The following is a 15,607-nucleotide window of genomic DNA, read 5'->3' as shown; positions in this document are numbered from 1 at the left end:
CCCGGCACGAAGGACCTGCTTCACCATGCCCGAAAACGCCTCCCCTCCGAGATCCACCCCCAACCCGAAGCTGTACAGCCACCGCAACCTCCAGCGGTACCGCCGCCTAGTCGTGGGGCTGTCCCACCGGCTCGCGTGGAAGGTCGACAACACCGCGATCGCGGCCCTCTACGCCCATCACCTGGCCGCCTCGCACCTGGAAGTCGGCCCGGCCGACGGCCACTTCCTGGTCAACGCCCCCGACCCCGTCGACCCGGACGGGATGCCGCTCTCACCGCGTCTGCGCCAGATCCACCTCCTGGACCTGCACGCGGCACCGTTGGAACGGTGCGCGCGCTTGCTGGGTGACCGCGCCCAGGTGAGCACACATCAGCACGACGTGCTCTCCCGTCCGTGGCCGCTGACCGACGAGGCGGTGGGGTCGGTGGCGATGTTCCATGTGCTGCACTGCGTCGAGGGCGCCTCGCTGCTCGCCAAGCACACGCCCTTCTCCGAGGTCGCCCGGGTTCTGGCGCCCGGCGGGGTGTTCATCGGATCCACCCTGCTCGGCGTGGAGGATCCCTTCACCCGCAACAACTGGCTCGCCCGCCGCTTGCAGCGCTTCTACAACAGGGCCGAGCCGACCGTGTTCAACAACCACGGTGACCGGTTCGTGGAACTCCGGCACATGCTGAGTCTGCACTTCACCGACGTGCAGGTGAGCGTCATGGGAGCGGCCGGGGTGTGGGTGGCCAAGGGGCCGCGCCGATGACCACCACCAACCGCGAACCCCTGGCGATCGTCGGCATGGGATGCCGCCTCCCCGGCGGCATCACCACACCCACTGGCCTGTGGAAGGCGCTACTCGAAGGACGGGACTGCGTCACTCGTATCCCGAACGAGCGATGGAAGCAGATGGTCGAGCACCTGCACCCCGACCAGGTCCCCGGCCAGCCGTTCCCCGCCGGGGTGGTCGACGTCGACGCCTTCGACCGGGAGTTCTTCGGCATCGGCCCGGACGAGGCCGCGGAGATGGACCCCCAGCAGAAGCTCCTACTGGAGACCGTCTACGAAGCGCTCGCCGACGCCTCACTGCTCCCCACCTCGCTGGCCGAGTCAGTGACCGGGATGTACGTCGGAGCGGCCAGCACCGACCAGGCCAGCGTGAACTTCGGCCCCGGGCACCGGGCCGGAACTCATACCGGTTCCGGGGCCGGGATGGCGATCCTGGCCAACCGCGTCTCCTTCCTGCTGGACCTGTCGGGACCATCGCTGACCTTCGACACCGCCTGTTCCTCCTCGCTGACCGCGCTGCACTACGCGGTGCGTGACCTTCGCGCCGGAGCGGTGAAGACCGCGATCGTCGCCGGAACCAACATCCTCACCAGCCCGGTCATCACCGCGTCCTTCATCGAAGCCGGTGTGCTCGCCCCGGACGGACGGTGCCGCCCCTTCGACGCCCAGGCGAGCGGGTACGTGCGCTCGGAAGGAACGGTGGTGCTCATCCTGACCCGCGCGGCAGTCGCGCAAGAGCAGAGGCATCGGGTGTGGGCGCACGTGGCCGGGACCGCCATCGGCCACGGCGGCGCCTCCCGGCATCTGCTGCGCCCGCGCGCCGAACGCCAAACAGCGGTGATCCGCCAGGCTCTGGCCGATGCCGCCGTGCACCCGGACCGGGTGGGGTGGGTGCAGGCGCACGGCACTGGTACCCGCGCCGGGGACCGCATCGAAGCCGAAGGCATCGCTCAAGCTCTGAGCCGGGACACACCTGTGCCGGTGGGGTCGGTCAAGGCCGCGCTGGGTCACCTCGAAGGCGGCGCCGGGGCGCTGGGGGTGATGGTCGCCGCGCTGGCCGTCCACCACGGCCAAATCCCGCCGACCCTGCACCACCGCGCCCTGCGCCACCGGTTGGAAGGGCTGGTGCGGGTGCCCATCACCGTGGAGGACTGGCCCACGGGTGAGCGCCCCGGGCAGGAGGGAACGCGTGTGGCCGGGGTGAGCAGCTTCGGATTCGGTGGGGCCAACGCCCACGCCGTCATCACCCAGGCGCCCGCGGTGGGGCCGCCGCCGAAGCAAGATCCGATGCCGTTGCCCGAGACCGTCCTGCTCTCCGCGCACAGCCCGGCCGCGCTCGCCTCGGCCGCCGAACGCCTGGCCGAGCGCGCCCCGCAGGGCCGATCGGTGGGCACCGTCGCCGACACCGCTCTGGCCCACGGCCCCCACCACCGGCACCGGGCCGCTGTGGTCGCCGCCGACCTGGGCACCCTGATCCAGGGACTCCGCAGCATCCAGGACAGAGTGCCCAACGCCGACGCGGTCGGCCCGGGCCGCGCGTCCGACGTGCGGCCGTGGGTGGTGTTCGTCTACACCGGGCACGGTGGCCACCACCCCGACGCCGGAGCCGAACTGCTGCGCGTGCCCGCCTTCGCCCACGTTCTCCACGAGGCCCGGGAGAAGTTGGCCGAGCACACGGGCTATCCGGTGTGGGAGCCGGGCCAGAGCATCACGTCCTTCATCGACGCCCAGCACTGCACCTTCTTGACCCAGGTCGCGCTCACCGCGCTGCTGGCCGACCGCGGCATCGTCCCGGAGCTGGTTCTGGGGCATTCGGTCGGGGAGATCGCTGCCGCCCACACCGCCGGGGCCCTGCTCCTGGATTCGGCCGCGCGGGTGCTCGCCCATCGCAGCCGTCTGCTGGGCGGGCTGGCCGAGGCGGGTGGACTGCTGGCTGTCCGTGCCGGGGTTGAGGAGACCGGTGAGTTCTTGGCCGCCTACGACGGGCGGGTGTCCATTGCCTCCTACAGCGCTCCGCGGGTCCAGGTCGTCGCCGGGCCGCACGAAGACCTGCTGCACCTGCACACCGCCCTGGAATCCGAAGGCGTGTGGAGCAGGCCGGTGGCCGACGGCATCCCCGCCCACTCCCCCGCCGTGGACCCGCTCGTCCCCGCGCTGAAACAGGCCCTGGCCGGGTTGCGCCCCCAGACACCCCGGGTACCGATCATCTCCACCGCCTACCCGCACGAGGACACAGCCGAGGCAGGGATGTGGGGGCCGGCGTACTGGGCCGCGCAGGCCCGACAGCCGGTGCGGTTCACCGACGCGCTCCACCGAGCCGTCAACGTCCCCGGCGGCGGGCCGGTGGTGTTCGTGGAAATCGGCCCCAAGGCACTGCTGGTCGAGCACATCACCCACACCCTGGGCGATACCGCCCGCCGTCCCGTGGCGGCCACCGCCGACCCCACAACGTTCGCCCGCGCCGTCGGAGAGCTCTACACCCTCGGCGTCACCCCCACCGGGCCCACCCACCGAGCCCACCCGAACCTGGTCATCGCTCCAGGCTGGGACCACACCACAACCCCCAGCTCGACAACCGCAGAAAGTCCGGTCCGCACCCCTGTCCTCGGCGAGGTGGAGGCATATCTGGCGGCCGAGGTGGCGCGGCTCGTGCACCTGCCCGGTGGCCTCGACCCGACCTCCTCGTGGGCCGACCTTCCGCTGGAGAGCCACACCCTCCTCGCACTCACCTCCCGGCTGCGCCGCATCCCGGCCTGGCGCGGGGTGGACATCCAGGTGTTCCTGCCCGCGCGCACCTGGCGGCAGGTCGCCGCCACCCTGAGCGCCTTCCTGGCCGCCGCGTCCTGACCCGCCCGCCACGACAAGAAATGCACACGATGACCGACGATCCCCGGGTCTTGAGTGACAGAGACCTGGAAAACGCGCCCGCGCTGATCCGTCACCTGGCCGCCCATGGACGGCGCGCCACCGTGGACACCACCATCACCGCGTGTTCACACGGGTACCGCGTCACCATCTCCTCCACCAAACAGGACCGCCGTGTCAAGGCGCACCTCATGAGGAAGGGACGCCGCTGGTGGCAGGAGCTGGCCTTCTTCGAAGGCGACACCGAAGTGGATGTCGAAGGCGGGCTCTCGGAGATGATGCGCCTGCTCAGCAAGGCCGGTGACCGGGTCGGCTCCCCCACCGCGAACACCCGCCACCAGGGCGCCAACCCCACCCTGGTCACCCGGTCGCACACCATCATCCGCACTTGAAGCGCAGTCTGAACACTTTTCTCCTTCCTCTGCCCGAAACGACTCTTCAAGGACAATCCACCGATGCACACCCGAAGTTCCACCGGCGCCCCGCGCACCAGTCCTGGGCGGCGATGGTGGCCCATCCCCGAGCGGATACCGGCCGAACTGCTACTCCAACCCCGACAGGTCTCAGCGTGGGCCGCCTACCCCGTGCTGGCCGTGGTCTACCTGGTCGTGTTCGGCTACCCCCTGGCCGGGATCGTGGTGGCCACGCTCACCAATCAGGCCGCTCCCCGTTTCCCGGCGCCCAACGCCCACACCTTCTGGGCCCTGGCCTTGTCGCAGTGGATCATGCACGCCGTGCTGCTGGGGTTGACGTTCGGCTGCCTGTGGCTGGTGTGCCGCTGGCTGCTGCGCATGCCCGTCGCGGCGGTGTTCAACCGCGCCAGCCAGCAGGCCGGAACCGCGCAGCACCGGGCCCAGGGGTGGCGGGTATTCGTCTGCGCCTTCGCCGCCATCGTGACCTGGATGGTCGGCATGAGCCTGCTGAGCACCCTCATGCCCCAGGCCGCGGTCGGCGGGCCCGTGATCGAGGACCGCGCCGACGCCGTCTGGACCGTGTTGATGCTCGGCCCCGCCCAGGTCACCACCGCGCTCGTGGAGGAGCCCATCGTGGTCGGGCTCCTGGTCGTGCTGCTCACCGCCGCCCGACGCCCGGCGTGGGAGATCTACACCCTCGCGGTCCTGGCCAAGATCGCCTACCACCTCACCTACGGGCTGTCCGTGCTCACCCTGGTCCCGGCGGCGCTGGTCATCGTGTGGCTCTACCGCCGCACCGGTCGGCTGTGGCCGGTGATCCTCGCCCACGCCGCCTACAACCTCGCCTTCTCCGCCCTGGTCATCACCTGGCCCGCGACCTTCGGCTGACCCCTCTGAGCTGCGGGTCTTCTGTGTCCTCCCCTCCTCGAAGGAAGACCTGCGTCGCGGTCCCGCCTCGCTCCGAGGCGGGACCGCTCCCTTCCCCTAGGCCCTACCACCATATTTGTGTCCGATTCGGAAGTAGAGGGCGTCTGAAAAGGGTCAGAGCAGTGCAGACTGGAGGAGTGAATCTCCTGCGTTCGGAGGCCGATGGTGCCCGGACGTCCCCCGTACCCCACTGACCTGTCCGACACCGAGTGGGAGCTCCTCGCCCCTGTCATCCCCGCGCCCAAGCCGGGTGGACGCCCCGTCCTGCACGAACGGCGCGAAATCATCAACGCACTGGCCTACTGGATGAGAGCCGGGTGCGCGTGGAGGCTGCTGCCCCACGACTTTCCACCCTGGCAGACGGTCTACCACTACTGGAGGCTGTGGCGCATCGAGGGCCGCTGGGAGCAGATCCTGGACCACCCGCGCCGACACGAACGGACCCGGAATGGCCGCGATCCCGCCCCCAGTGCGGGAATCATCGACTCCCCAAGCGTCAAGGCCACCGACCGCGGCGGATCCCACGGCTACGACGGAGGCAAGAAGGTCAACGGGATCAAGCGTCACCTGCTGGTCGACACGATGGGCAACGTGCTCACAGCTTGTGTCAGCCCCGCGAACGCGGGGGATCGCCAGGGCGCGATGGTGCTGTTGTCCCTGGCGGAGGACCTGTTCCCGCGGCTGCGGCATGCCTGGGTTGACCAGGGGTATCGCGGGCAGGCCCTGGCGAAGTGGGCGCGCCGGGCGGTGGACGTCACCGTCCAGATCGTCCAGCGGCGTGACGGCGGCTTCCGGAGCACCTGGGCTCCGCAGGATGCTCCTGCACGTGAGGTGACCCGGTTCGCGGTGGTGCCGCGCCGTTGGGTCGTCGAGCGCACGTTCGCCTGGTTGGGCAAGTACCGGCGCACCTCGAAGGACTACGAGTACCTGGCCGCGAACTCCGAGAATGTCATCTACCTCGCAATGAGTATGACCCTGCTGCACCGCCTGGCCCGAACACCTCCCTGACCCTTTTCAGACGCCCTCTAGAACGTGGTGCTCAACGAGGCCATCTTGCGCTGGCCGGTGGGTGGGCGGGAGATCATGGCTCGCCAGCTTGACCGCCTGGTGGAGTTGGGCGATCTGGCGAACGTCAGTCTGCGGGTGCTGCCCTTCGCGGCCGGGCTGCATCGTGGCATCAGTGCGGGACCATTCGTGCTGCTGACGTTCCCCCTCAATGGGGATGGCAAGCCGTCAGAGCCGCCCACGGTGTACGTCAATGGCCTGACGGGAGCGCTGTACTTGGACAAGCCACACGAGATTGGCCGCTACATGGCGGCTTTCGATGGCATGTGGGAGGTATCGCTTGACGACGCTGCCTCAAGGAACCTCATCCACCAAGCTGCAACGGAGATGCGGAAGTGAGCAAGAAGAACGACCAGGCGTCGGCTGTGTGGCGTAAGAGTAGCTACAGCAATGCCGAACGCAACTGCGTGGAGGTGTGCGACCTGCCGGAGGGGCAGCACCTACTGCGTGACAGCAAGTACCCGGAGGCGAGGGTGCTGGTGTTCGGAGTGGCGGAGTGGCGGGCTTTTGTGGGAGATGTGCAGGGGGTGTAGCCCCTTTCCCTTCATCTACAGCTATATATGCCTTGCGGACTGAGGTGCGCATGGCACGTACAGGCATGAATACAAGAAGAAGGCGCTCACCGATAAGGTTCAGTGGGCGCCTGCTTCGCGTTAGAGCGCACCGCCCTCCCCACGAAGATGGAAAAAAGCATACACAGTCGAAAACAAGAACATACCTAGCCAGTTGTGCAGTGATACACTTCTTCCATGCGCCTACTCTCCCTCGACTTTGATCCTGTTTACGATGATGCTGACAGGTCTACCTTCTCAAGTGACCTGAGCGTATTCGACTATGATGTAGTTATCTGGGATCCGGAAGCCAGTCTTAACTCCTATTCACTGCACGTGTTCAATGGGTACTATCGTGGTCACCCTTCGCTTGATGATCATGATTCAGTGCAGATTCAAGCGGACGTCAAGCGCAGGCGGGCAGAGTTTGTAGAATTCTTGAATTCAGGGCGAACGCTAGTAGTAATCACTCGACCGCCCCAGTCGTGTTATGTGGACAGCGGAAACCGAAGCTTCTCGGGCACCGGGAAGAGCCGAGTCACCACTCGGCTTTTGGAGCCCTTCAACCTACTCTCCGCTTTCCCGTTTGATGAAGCGAAATTTTCTCGCGCTTCGGGATCAAGGATTGAGTTCGATGGCTCCGGCCCGGTAGTGGATCTACTCAAGAAGTACAAGGACAAGCTCGCATACTGTGCTTTTATAAAAAATCCCCTGGGCGCCCCCGTGGCCCGCGTGGCTGGAACGGATCGCATCGTCTCCTCAATCTTGCGGACAGAGGGCGACGGATATCTGATTCTAGTTCCGGCCATCAACCTTCGTGATGAGCCTGGCAACGGAGACAGTGATGACGAAGGATGGCTCCCCGAAGCTCCACAGTTCCAGGCTGACCTCTTGGCTGCGATCAGTCAGCTAAGCGGCAGTAAGAGCATGAGCAGACCGCAGTGGATCGCGCGGTATGCGACAGACGAGCAAGAACACCTTCGTCTTGAGATTGTGAAGCAGCAAAAGAAGATTGAAGAGGCGCGGACTAGGCTGGCCGACCTGCAACGACAGAAGGAGCTTGCCGAGGCCAAAGATCAACTTTTCTTGGGCAGCGGGCGCGCGCTTGAGCTTGAGGTGAAGAGCGTGCTTGAACTCCTCGGTGGTGCGGTCACCGAACCAACTCCTGGGCGAGATGACTGGAAGGTCTCCTTCTCCGAGGGCGATGCTGTCGTTGAGGTGAAGGGGATCAAGAAAAGCGCTGCCGAAAAACATGCTGCGCAGCTCGAGAAGTGGGTCGCTACCGCACTCGAGGAGACGGAGAAGGCGCCGAAGGGGATTTTAGCTGTCAACACCTGGCGCGAGCGCCCACTAGACGAGAGGACCGAGGCAGACTTCCCGGACCAGATGATTCCCTACTGTGAGGGACGACAGCACTGCCTTGTGACGGGCCTGCAACTTTTTGTCATCAGGGATGACGTAGAGAAGAACCCGGAGCGTGCAGAGCACTGGCGGCGAGAGCTCCTCAACACAGTTGGTCGGATGACCGGTTGCGACGACTGGCGGTCGGTGTTGCGAGAAACCAGGTCGAAAGACGGGTAAATCGATGGCAACCTTTGACGGTGTCTGGCGCAACATCGAAGCATGCGCAAGTCAGGTATTTTATACCAAAACTGGCGTCCCGTTCACCTACAGCGTTCGATACGGGCAGGTGCACCTCGACAACACTAATCGCATCATCTCGCGCAACGACTTCGTCAAGGCGAATGCACTTATGCCACTGAGTGGCCCAGGGCAGATCCGGGACCTTGTCCAGGGGTCGGCATATATCTTCGGCATCCTCAGCGATGGCCGTATCAGAGCCTGAAGCTTCTGATGTGGCTTAACGGCTCGTGCTTAATTTCTATGAGGTGTGGCGGACGAAAGAGCCTGTCCGAGAGCTGGGGCGATGGCTTGGACAGGCTTTCACTGGAGCTACATGTGGTGTGTGATCAGTAGGAGTGCCTACCTCTTCCAGCCTGGCCGCTGGCGCATGGGGACGTTGTGCTTGAGGAGTTGAGCACGGATGGTGCTGTTTGCGGCACCAAAGTGCTTACCGAGTTTGGCGAGTGACCAGCCTTCGCGGTAGAGCTGGATGGCTTCGGTGATCTGCTCGTCGGTAAGGCAGCGCCAGCGTGGGGTGATGCCATGGCGCTTGAGGATGTTGCTCACCGTGCGGCGTTCGATGCCGAAGTGATCACCGAGTTGGTAGACGGTGGCTCCGGCTTCATACGCGGCGATGAGTTCTTCGACTTGGGCGTGCTTGAGCTGACGAGCGGTGCGAGATGCTCGTTCACGCTGTTGGGGCCGCTCAGCGGCGGAAGTCTCGGGTGTGGGCAGGCTGGCAAGCAGTCGCTCTAGGTGATTGAGCTGCCACTTGACGGAGGGGTTGGAATGTTGTGCGGTAGGGGCCATCATCTTCTCAGGCCGGAGCACACGCTCCGACCTGAGTCGTTTCCGGGCCCTGGGCCAGCGGAACCGGTCAGTGTCCGCGGGCGATCCACTCCTCCAGATGGGGCATCTCCCCACCGATGGTGGTGGAGGGGCCGTGGCCCGTCAGCACCGCCGTCTCCGGCGGAAGGGCGAGCAGGCGGTCGCGGATCGAAGCGATGATGGTCGGGAAGTCGGAGAACGACCGCCCCGTGGCCCCCGGGCCGCCTTGGAAGAGGGTGTCGCCGGAGAACACCGTGGCCAGCGCGGGTGCGTGCAGGCAGACCGAGCCGGGGCTGTGCCCCGGGGTGTGCAGAACGGTCAGCTCCACGTCCGCCACCGCCAGGCGCTGCCCGTCCTGGAGGTCGCCGCCCGGCGCGGTGCCGGGATGCCTGTGCTCCCACAGCACCAGGTCGTCCGGATGGAGCAGGGCCGGCGCTCCTGTCCGAGCGGCCACGGCCGGTGCGGCGTCGATGTGGTCGTCGTGCCCGTGGGTGGACACCACGGCTACGACCCGCCGGCCGCCCACCTTGGCCAGGATCGCGTCGGCGTCGTGTGCGGCGTCGATGACGAGCACCTCGGTGTCGTCCCCGACGATCCAGACGTTGTTGTCGACCTCCCAGCTTCCCCCGTCCAGGGTGAACACGCCGGAGGTGACCAGGTGGTCGATACGCGCCGCGGTCACAGCAGCACCACCGAGCGCAGGACATCGCCATCCTGCATAGTCGTGAAGGCCTGCTCCACCCCGTCGAGCGGGATGGTCTCGGAGACGAACGCCTCCAGGTCCAGGCGGCCCTGGAGGTAGAGGTCGATAAGCATCGGAAAGTCCCGGGAGGGCAGGCAGTCGCCGTACCAGGAGGACTTGAGCGCTCCGCCTCGGCCGAAGACGTCCGCCAGCGGCAGTTCCAGACTCATCTCGGGGGTGGGCACACCGACCAGGACCACGGTTCCGGCCAGGTCGCGGGCATGGAAAGCCTGCTCGTAGGTCCGGGGCGTCCCCACCGCGTCGATGACCACGTCAGCGCCGAAACCGCCGGTCAGGGCCCGGACGGCCTCGACCGTGTCCGTGTGCGAGGCGTTCACGGTGTGGGTGGCGCCCAGCTCCCTCGCCTTGGCCAGCTTGCGTTCGTCGAGGTCGACGGCGATGATCCTGCCCGCTCCGGCCAACCGCGAGCCCGCGACGGCGGCGCTTCCCACTCCCCCGCAGCCGATGACGGCCACCGAGTCGCCGCGTCCCACCTGCCCGGTGTTGACGGCGGCGCCGATCCCGGCCATCACCCCGCAGCCGAGCAGTCCGGCGACCTCGGGTTTGGCGGCGGAGTCGACCTTGGTGCACTGTCCGGCGGCCACCAGGGTCTTCTCCGCGAAGGCCCCGATGCCCAGCGCCGGGGTGAGCTCGGTGCCGTCCAGCAGGGTCATCCTCTGGCGGGCGTTGTGGGTGTCGAAGCAGTACCAGGGGCGTCCGCGCTGGCAGGCGCGGCACTGACCGCACACCGCGCGCCAGTTGAGGACGACGAAGTCCCCGGGTTCGGCCTCCGTCACGCCGGGTCCCACCGACTCCACGGTTCCTGCGGCCTCGTGGCCGAGCAGGAACGGGAACTCGTCGTTGATCCCTCCTTCGCGGTAGTGCAGGTCGGTGTGGCACACGCCGCACGCCCGCACCCTCACCACGGCCTCGCCGGGGCCCGGGTCGGGAACCACAACGGTCTCGACCGAGACCGGTTCCCCCTGGGACCTGGCGACCACGCCGCGTACGTGCTGCATCGTTGGTTCTTCCTCTCGTCGCTGTGTCGGAAGCCCGGGGAGTACCGGACGGTGGTCAGGCGGTACGGACGCGCACCGGCATCGAGCCCCAGGCGCGCAGGGTGTTGTTGAGGTGTCGGCGGGGCTCGGCGGCGGGTTCGATGTGTTCGACGCGTGCGGCCAGGGCCGTGAGCAGGGATTCCGCCTCCAGCCGGGCGACGTGCTGGCCCACGCACTGGTGCAGGCCCATGCCGAAGCCCACGTGGGCGGAGGGGTCGCGGGAGAGGTCGAAGACGTCGGGCTCGTGCCAACGGCGCGGGTCGCGGTTGGCCGCGCCCAGGAACATGAGGATCTTTCCGCCGTCGGGGACGGTGGTCCCGGCGATCTCGACGTCGCGGGTGGCGGTACGGAAGAAGGTCTGCACCGGCGACTCCCAGCGCACCGCCTCGTCGAAGGCCACTCTCGCCAGACCGGGGTCCTCGCGCAGGCGCCGCCACTGCTCGGGGTGGGTGGCGAAGGCGTACAGGACCGCGCCCAGGGCGTGGACGGTCGTGTCCACTCCGGCGGTGAGCAGGGAGCGGACGATCAGCGGGGCCTGCTCCTGGGTGATGTCGCCGCGGTCGGCCGCCGCCCAGATGGCGGCGCCGAACCCGCCGGGAGCCAGGCGTTCGCGGGCGCACTGGCCGTTGACCCACGCCGAGAGCTCGGCGACGCGCGGGGCTCCCTTGCTCACGAGGTCGTTGGGCGGCCCGAAGGCGTTGAAGGCGTGGTCGCCGTAGGGCAGGAGGCGGTGCCTGCCCTCCTTCTCCAGGCCCACGGCGTCGGGGAACACCCGCAGGGGAAAGGCCTGGGCGAGGTCGGTGACGGCGTCGAACTCCGGGCGGCGCACCACCCGGTCCACGAGTTCCCGGGCGTCCCGGGCCCACGCCTCGCGCAGCCCGCGCAGCGCCCGGGGGCCGAGGATCCGGGAGAGGACGGCCCGGGGCGCGTCGTGCAGGGGCGGGTCAGCCTCCAACAGCAGACTCGGCGGCCGCCACGGCTCCTCGTGCCGGAAGTTGGCCAGGCCCACACCGGCGGCGGACTGGAAGGTCTGCCAGTCGGTCAGAGCGGCGTGGACGTGTTCGTGACGGGCCAGCGCGTGGACGCCGTAGCGCTCCAGGTACACCACGGGTGCGGCCTCGCGCAGCCGCGCCTGGAGCGGAAGGGGGTTCTCCAGGACGTCGGGGGCGAAGGGGTCGGTGTCCAGGGACACCAGGGCGGGGGCGGTGTCGGTCACGGCCATGGGGTTCACTCCTTGGGCGGGGTCACAGGTCGAGGACGAGACGCTCGGAGCGCGCCCGGGAGACGCAGACGAACATGCAGTCCCCGGCGGCGCGGTCGGCCTCGTCGAGGATCGAGTCCCGGTGGTCGGGGACGCCGTCGAGCACCGGGGTCTCGCAGGTCCCGCACAGGCCCTGGCGGCAGGAGGAGAGGACGTGGACGCCGACCTCCGCGAGCGCCTGGAGCAGTGGCTGGTCCGGGCCCACCGTGAGCGTGGTGCCCGAGCGGCGCAACTCCACCTCGAACCCGCGCCCGCCCGCGCAGAGTGGCTCGGCCGCGGCGACGAAGCGCTCGGTGCGCACGCGGCCCGGAGGCCAGTCCGCGCAGGCACCGCGCACCGCGGCGAGCAGGCCCGCGGGTCCACAGGCGTACACCTTGGTTCCGGGCGAGGGATCGGGCAGCCATCCCGCCAGGTCGGGGCGGCCGTTCTGGTCCTCGGGGACGACCGTCACCCGGCCGCCGTGGGCCCGCGCCAGTTCGTCGGCGAAGGCCATCGACGAGCGCGTACGGCCGCCGTAGAGCAGGCGCCACGGGATGCCGAGCATGTCGGCCTGGGTGATCATGGGGACCAGCGGGGTGATGCCGATGCCGCCCGCGACGAAGCGGTACTCCTCGGCCGGGGCCAGCGGGAAGTTGTTACGCGGTCCGCCCAGGCCGACCAGGTCTCCCTCGTGGACGTGGTCGTGGACGAAGGCAGAGCCGCCTCGGCCGTCGGCCTCGCGCAGGACTGCCACGCGGTAGCTGTGGGCGTCCTACCGGTCCCCGCACAGGGAGTACTGGCGGGTGAGGCCGCCAGGCAGGACCAGGTCGACGTGGGCGCCGGGGGTCCAGTCGGGCAGTCTGCCCCGGTCGGGGCGGGTGAGCGTCAGGGCAACGACGCCGTCGGCCACCTCGGCCCTGTCGGCCACCCGGAGCGGCATCGCCGCGGACGTGCCGGGACCGGTGGCCGCGGGGGACGCGGCGGGTGCCGTGGGAACGCGTGCCTTGATCGCCATGGGAGCTCCTCGTGACGCCGGGGTGTGCTCCGAGCATCGGACGCACCGCACCCTCGGGGCCACGGCGCTTCCATTCAGCGGAAGGAGACGATGGCGTGGGTCACACTGACTCCGGCCGCGAGGGTCCGTCGGCGGACCGGTGCGGCGCGCTCGGGAAGGATGTCCTCCCTGCCGGAGACCGCCCGCGCGGTACGGGCACGGCGGTCACCCTCCGGAGAGGGCCGAACGGCGGACCTGTTCCTCCGTCCCCGGCCCGGCGGTGTTCAACACTCGGCCCAGCGCCAGCCCGGCGAGCACGAGCGGGCGGCTGAACGTCCACGCGGCCTCGTCGTTGGGCACCACGAGCCCCAGGGCCGCGACCACGCGGCCGTCCTGACGCACCGGCACCGCGATGCCCGTCGCGTCGGTGTGGATGTGCCCGGGACAGAACGCGAAACCGCGCCGCCGGACCTCGGCCATCTCGGCGCGCAGCGCGCGCCCGTCGACGAGGGTGTGCGGCGTGTACGCGGCCAGCGGTCCTTCGAGCACACGTTCCTGCCGCTGTCCCGGAGCGTGGGCGAGCAGGACCAGCCCCGCCGACGAGGCGTGCAGGGGCAGCCGCCCGGCGATCCTCGTGACGTTGACGACCGACCCCGGCGCGGTGAGGCGTTCGACGAACAGCACCTCGTCGCCCTCCATCACGCCCAGCTGGTTGGAGTGGCCGACCACCGAGTGCAGGTCGCCCATGTACTGGAGGGCGGCCTCACGCAGGTCCTTGACGGGAGAGGCGCGTTCGGCCAGCTCCCACATGCGGGTGCCGATGAGGACCTGGCGCTGCTCGTCGCGGTCGAGCAGACCGTGGCGCGTCATCTCCTTGACCAGGCGGGCCGTTGTGGCGAGCGGAAGCCGGGCGCGGCGACTGACCTCACTGAGGGTCAGGACCGTGGACTCCGGACCGAAGGCGTCGAGGATCCTCACCGCGCGCGTGATGACGGACTCACCGTCGGGGGACCGTGCCATGTCCACCGCTCCTTCCGGTTCTGACGGGGACCGACCGCCACCCTGTCCATTGGGTGGAAAGGCCATGGCAGCCCCGTGTGACCCAGGTCATGCTCGGGTGCCGTTGGTGTTCCCCCAGAAAGCAGGTAGCCATGAGCACCCTTGATCGTGACCTGCGCCGTCGACTCGACGACGGCGGGATGTCACGCATGCAGTGGACGGCGGTCGCCGTCTGCGTTCTCCTGAACGTGCTGGACGGGTTCGACGTGCTCGTCATGGCGTTCACCTCCGACGCGGTGTCCGAGGAGTGGGGACTGTCCGGGGCCCAGCTCGGTCTGCTGCTCAGCGCCGGGCTGGCCGGGATGGCCCTGGGGTCGCTGTTCCTGGCACCGCTCGCCGACCGGATCGGGCGGCGGTCGATGATCCTGGTCGGCCTCGTCCTGGCCGCCACGGGCATGGGGTTGTCGGCGATCAGCCAGAGCGCTCTCCAGTTGGGGATGCTGCGCCTGTTCACCGGTGTGGGCATCGGCGGCATCCTGGCGGCCAGCAACGTGCTCGCGGCCGAGTACGCCAACCGGCGCTGGCGCGGCCTGGCCGTCAGCCTCAACTCCACCGGTTACGCCGTCGGCGCGACGGCTGGCGGCGTGGTCGCCGCCGCCCTCCAAAGCGATGGCGGGTGGCGTACGGTCTTCGCCCTCGGTGCCGTGGCCACGGCACTGCTCGTCCCGGTCGTGCTCTGGCGCCTGCCCGAGTCGCTGGCCTTCCTCCTCACCCGCGACTCGTCCCGCGCCCTGGAGCGGGTGAACGGACTGCTGGGGAGGATGGGGCAGCCACCGCTGGACCGGCTGCCGGAGACGGCCACCGAGGAGGCGCGCCCCGCGCCCGGAATCGCGCGGATCCTCGCCCCCGGGCTGCGCCGCAACACCCTGCTGACCTGGTGCGGGTTCTTCCTGGTGATGTTCGGGTTCTACTTCGTGACCAGCTGGACGCCCAAGCTCCTGGCGGAGGCCGGGATGTCGGCCACGCAGGACGTCACCGGCGGCGTCCTGCTCAATCTCGGCGGCATCCTCGGTACCGCGCTGCTCGGCCTGCTCGCCGCCCGCTACGCGCTCAGGAACGTCCTGGTGACCTACACCGTCACCACCGCCGTCCTGCTCTGCCTCTTCGTCCCCGCCCTGTCGGTGTACGGCCTGGTGCTGGCCCTCGGCGCCCTGATCGGGGTGTTCGTCAACGGGTGCGTGGCGGGCCTGTACGCCCTGACCCCGTCGGTCTACGAGCCGTCGGTGCGGGCGACCGGTGTGGGCTGGGGCATCGGCGTCGGTCGGATCGGCGCCATCGTCTCGCCCCTGGTGGCCGGATGGCTCCTGGACGCGGGCTGGACTCCCGCCAACCTCTTCCTGCTCGTGGCCGGAGTCCTCCTGCTCGGCGGTCTGACCGCCCGGGCCTTCCGCCTCGACGGCACCGACGCCGCGCGAAGCGGGGTGGCCACAGGGGATGCCCGGATCTAACCCGCCCGTCGTACCCGGCC

General features: G+C 68.7%; 17 protein-coding genes. 10 read left to right on the top strand and 7 right to left on the bottom strand.

Annotation, left to right across the window (positions count from 1 at the left end; genetic code table 11):
* Positions 1–25: 25 nt before the first annotated feature.
* The 9 genes from FYW99_RS17670 (at position 26) to FYW99_RS17630 (ending at position 8,441) form a co-directional block, all read left to right on the top strand.
* Positions 26–751 (top strand): methyltransferase domain-containing protein, encoded by a 726-nt coding sequence (locus FYW99_RS17670; RefSeq protein WP_150253128.1) that lies wholly within the window; start codon positions 26–28, stop codon positions 749–751.
* Complete coding sequence (locus FYW99_RS17665) at positions 748–3,621, top strand: type I polyketide synthase (RefSeq protein WP_150253127.1); 2,874 nt, start codon at positions 748–750, stop codon at positions 3,619–3,621. The genes FYW99_RS17670 and FYW99_RS17665 overlap by 4 nt, the downstream gene beginning before the upstream one ends.
* Before the next feature lie 50 nt (positions 3,622–3,671).
* Positions 3,672–4,031 (top strand): hypothetical protein, encoded by a 360-nt coding sequence (locus FYW99_RS17660; RefSeq protein ID WP_150253126.1) that lies wholly within the window; start codon positions 3,672–3,674, stop codon positions 4,029–4,031.
* 63 nt (positions 4,032–4,094) lie between these two features.
* A complete protein-coding gene (locus FYW99_RS17655) occupies positions 4,095–4,940 on the top strand; it encodes a CPBP family intramembrane glutamic endopeptidase (RefSeq protein ID WP_150253125.1) in 846 nt (281 codons plus the stop codon).
* A 201-nt stretch (positions 4,941–5,141) separates the two neighbouring features.
* Positions 5,142–5,987, top strand: a complete 846-nt coding sequence (locus FYW99_RS17650) for an IS5 family transposase (RefSeq protein ID WP_150253124.1) — start codon at positions 5,142–5,144, stop codon at positions 5,985–5,987.
* A 24-nt stretch (positions 5,988–6,011) separates the two neighbouring features.
* Positions 6,012–6,383, top strand: coding sequence for a DUF5753 domain-containing protein (locus FYW99_RS17645; protein WP_150253123.1), 372 nt, complete (start codon positions 6,012–6,014; stop codon positions 6,381–6,383).
* Positions 6,380–6,577, top strand: coding sequence for a DUF397 domain-containing protein (locus tag FYW99_RS17640; protein WP_223839124.1), 198 nt, complete (start codon positions 6,380–6,382; stop codon positions 6,575–6,577). The genes FYW99_RS17645 and FYW99_RS17640 overlap by 4 nt, the downstream gene beginning before the upstream one ends.
* 216 nt (positions 6,578–6,793) lie before the next feature.
* Positions 6,794–8,176 carry a hypothetical protein gene (locus tag FYW99_RS17635; RefSeq protein WP_150253122.1) on the top strand — a complete coding sequence of 461 codons (1,383 nt, stop codon included), beginning with the start codon at positions 6,794–6,796 and terminating at the stop codon, positions 8,174–8,176.
* Between the two features lie 4 nt (positions 8,177–8,180).
* Complete coding sequence (locus tag FYW99_RS17630) at positions 8,181–8,441, top strand: hypothetical protein (protein WP_150253121.1); 261 nt, start codon at positions 8,181–8,183, stop codon at positions 8,439–8,441.
* A 137-nt stretch (positions 8,442–8,578) separates the two neighbouring features.
* Here FYW99_RS17630 and FYW99_RS17625 read toward each other — a convergent pair whose 3' ends face one another.
* The 7 genes from FYW99_RS17625 to FYW99_RS17600 form a co-directional block, all read right to left on the bottom strand.
* Positions 8,579–9,031 (bottom strand): helix-turn-helix domain-containing protein, encoded by a 453-nt coding sequence (locus FYW99_RS17625; RefSeq protein WP_223839122.1) that lies wholly within the window; start codon positions 9,029–9,031, stop codon positions 8,579–8,581.
* 64 nt (positions 9,032–9,095) lie between these two features.
* Positions 9,096–9,728, bottom strand: coding sequence for an MBL fold metallo-hydrolase (locus tag FYW99_RS17620; RefSeq protein ID WP_150253120.1), 633 nt, complete (start codon positions 9,726–9,728; stop codon positions 9,096–9,098).
* A complete protein-coding gene (locus tag FYW99_RS17615) occupies positions 9,725–10,807 on the bottom strand; it encodes an S-(hydroxymethyl)mycothiol dehydrogenase (protein WP_150253119.1) in 1,083 nt (360 codons plus the stop codon). The genes FYW99_RS17620 and FYW99_RS17615 overlap by 4 nt, the downstream gene beginning before the upstream one ends.
* Positions 10,808–10,862: 55 nt before the next feature.
* Positions 10,863–12,068 carry a cytochrome P450 gene (locus tag FYW99_RS17610; RefSeq protein WP_150253118.1) on the bottom strand — a complete coding sequence of 402 codons (1,206 nt, stop codon included), beginning with the start codon at positions 12,066–12,068 and terminating at the stop codon, positions 10,863–10,865.
* A gap of 22 nt (positions 12,069–12,090) precedes the next feature.
* Positions 12,091–12,840, bottom strand: a complete 750-nt coding sequence (locus FYW99_RS17605; RefSeq protein WP_223839120.1) for a PDR/VanB family oxidoreductase — start codon at positions 12,838–12,840, stop codon at positions 12,091–12,093.
* 18 nt (positions 12,841–12,858) lie between these two features.
* Positions 12,859–13,101 carry a ferredoxin reductase domain-containing protein gene (locus FYW99_RS32385; protein WP_223839112.1) on the bottom strand — a complete coding sequence of 81 codons (243 nt, stop codon included), beginning with the start codon at positions 13,099–13,101 and terminating at the stop codon, positions 12,859–12,861.
* A 204-nt stretch (positions 13,102–13,305) separates the two neighbouring features.
* Positions 13,306–14,100, bottom strand: a complete 795-nt coding sequence (locus tag FYW99_RS17600; protein WP_150253117.1) for an IclR family transcriptional regulator — start codon at positions 14,098–14,100, stop codon at positions 13,306–13,308.
* Between the two features lie 131 nt (positions 14,101–14,231).
* On the opposite strand from FYW99_RS17600, the gene FYW99_RS17595 reads away from it, so the two are divergent.
* Positions 14,232–15,587: an MFS transporter gene (locus FYW99_RS17595; protein ID WP_150253116.1), complete on the top strand. Its 1,356-nt coding sequence runs from the start codon at positions 14,232–14,234 to the stop codon at positions 15,585–15,587.
* Positions 15,588–15,607: the final 20 nt, after the last annotated feature.

It is taken from the genome of Nocardiopsis deserti (assembly GCF_008638355.1).
Taxonomy (GTDB): domain Bacteria; phylum Actinomycetota; class Actinomycetes; order Streptosporangiales; family Streptosporangiaceae; genus Nocardiopsis; species Nocardiopsis alborubida.
Note: the sequence above shows the minus strand (reverse complement) of the source record. Positions and strands in the feature narration are given on the sequence as shown.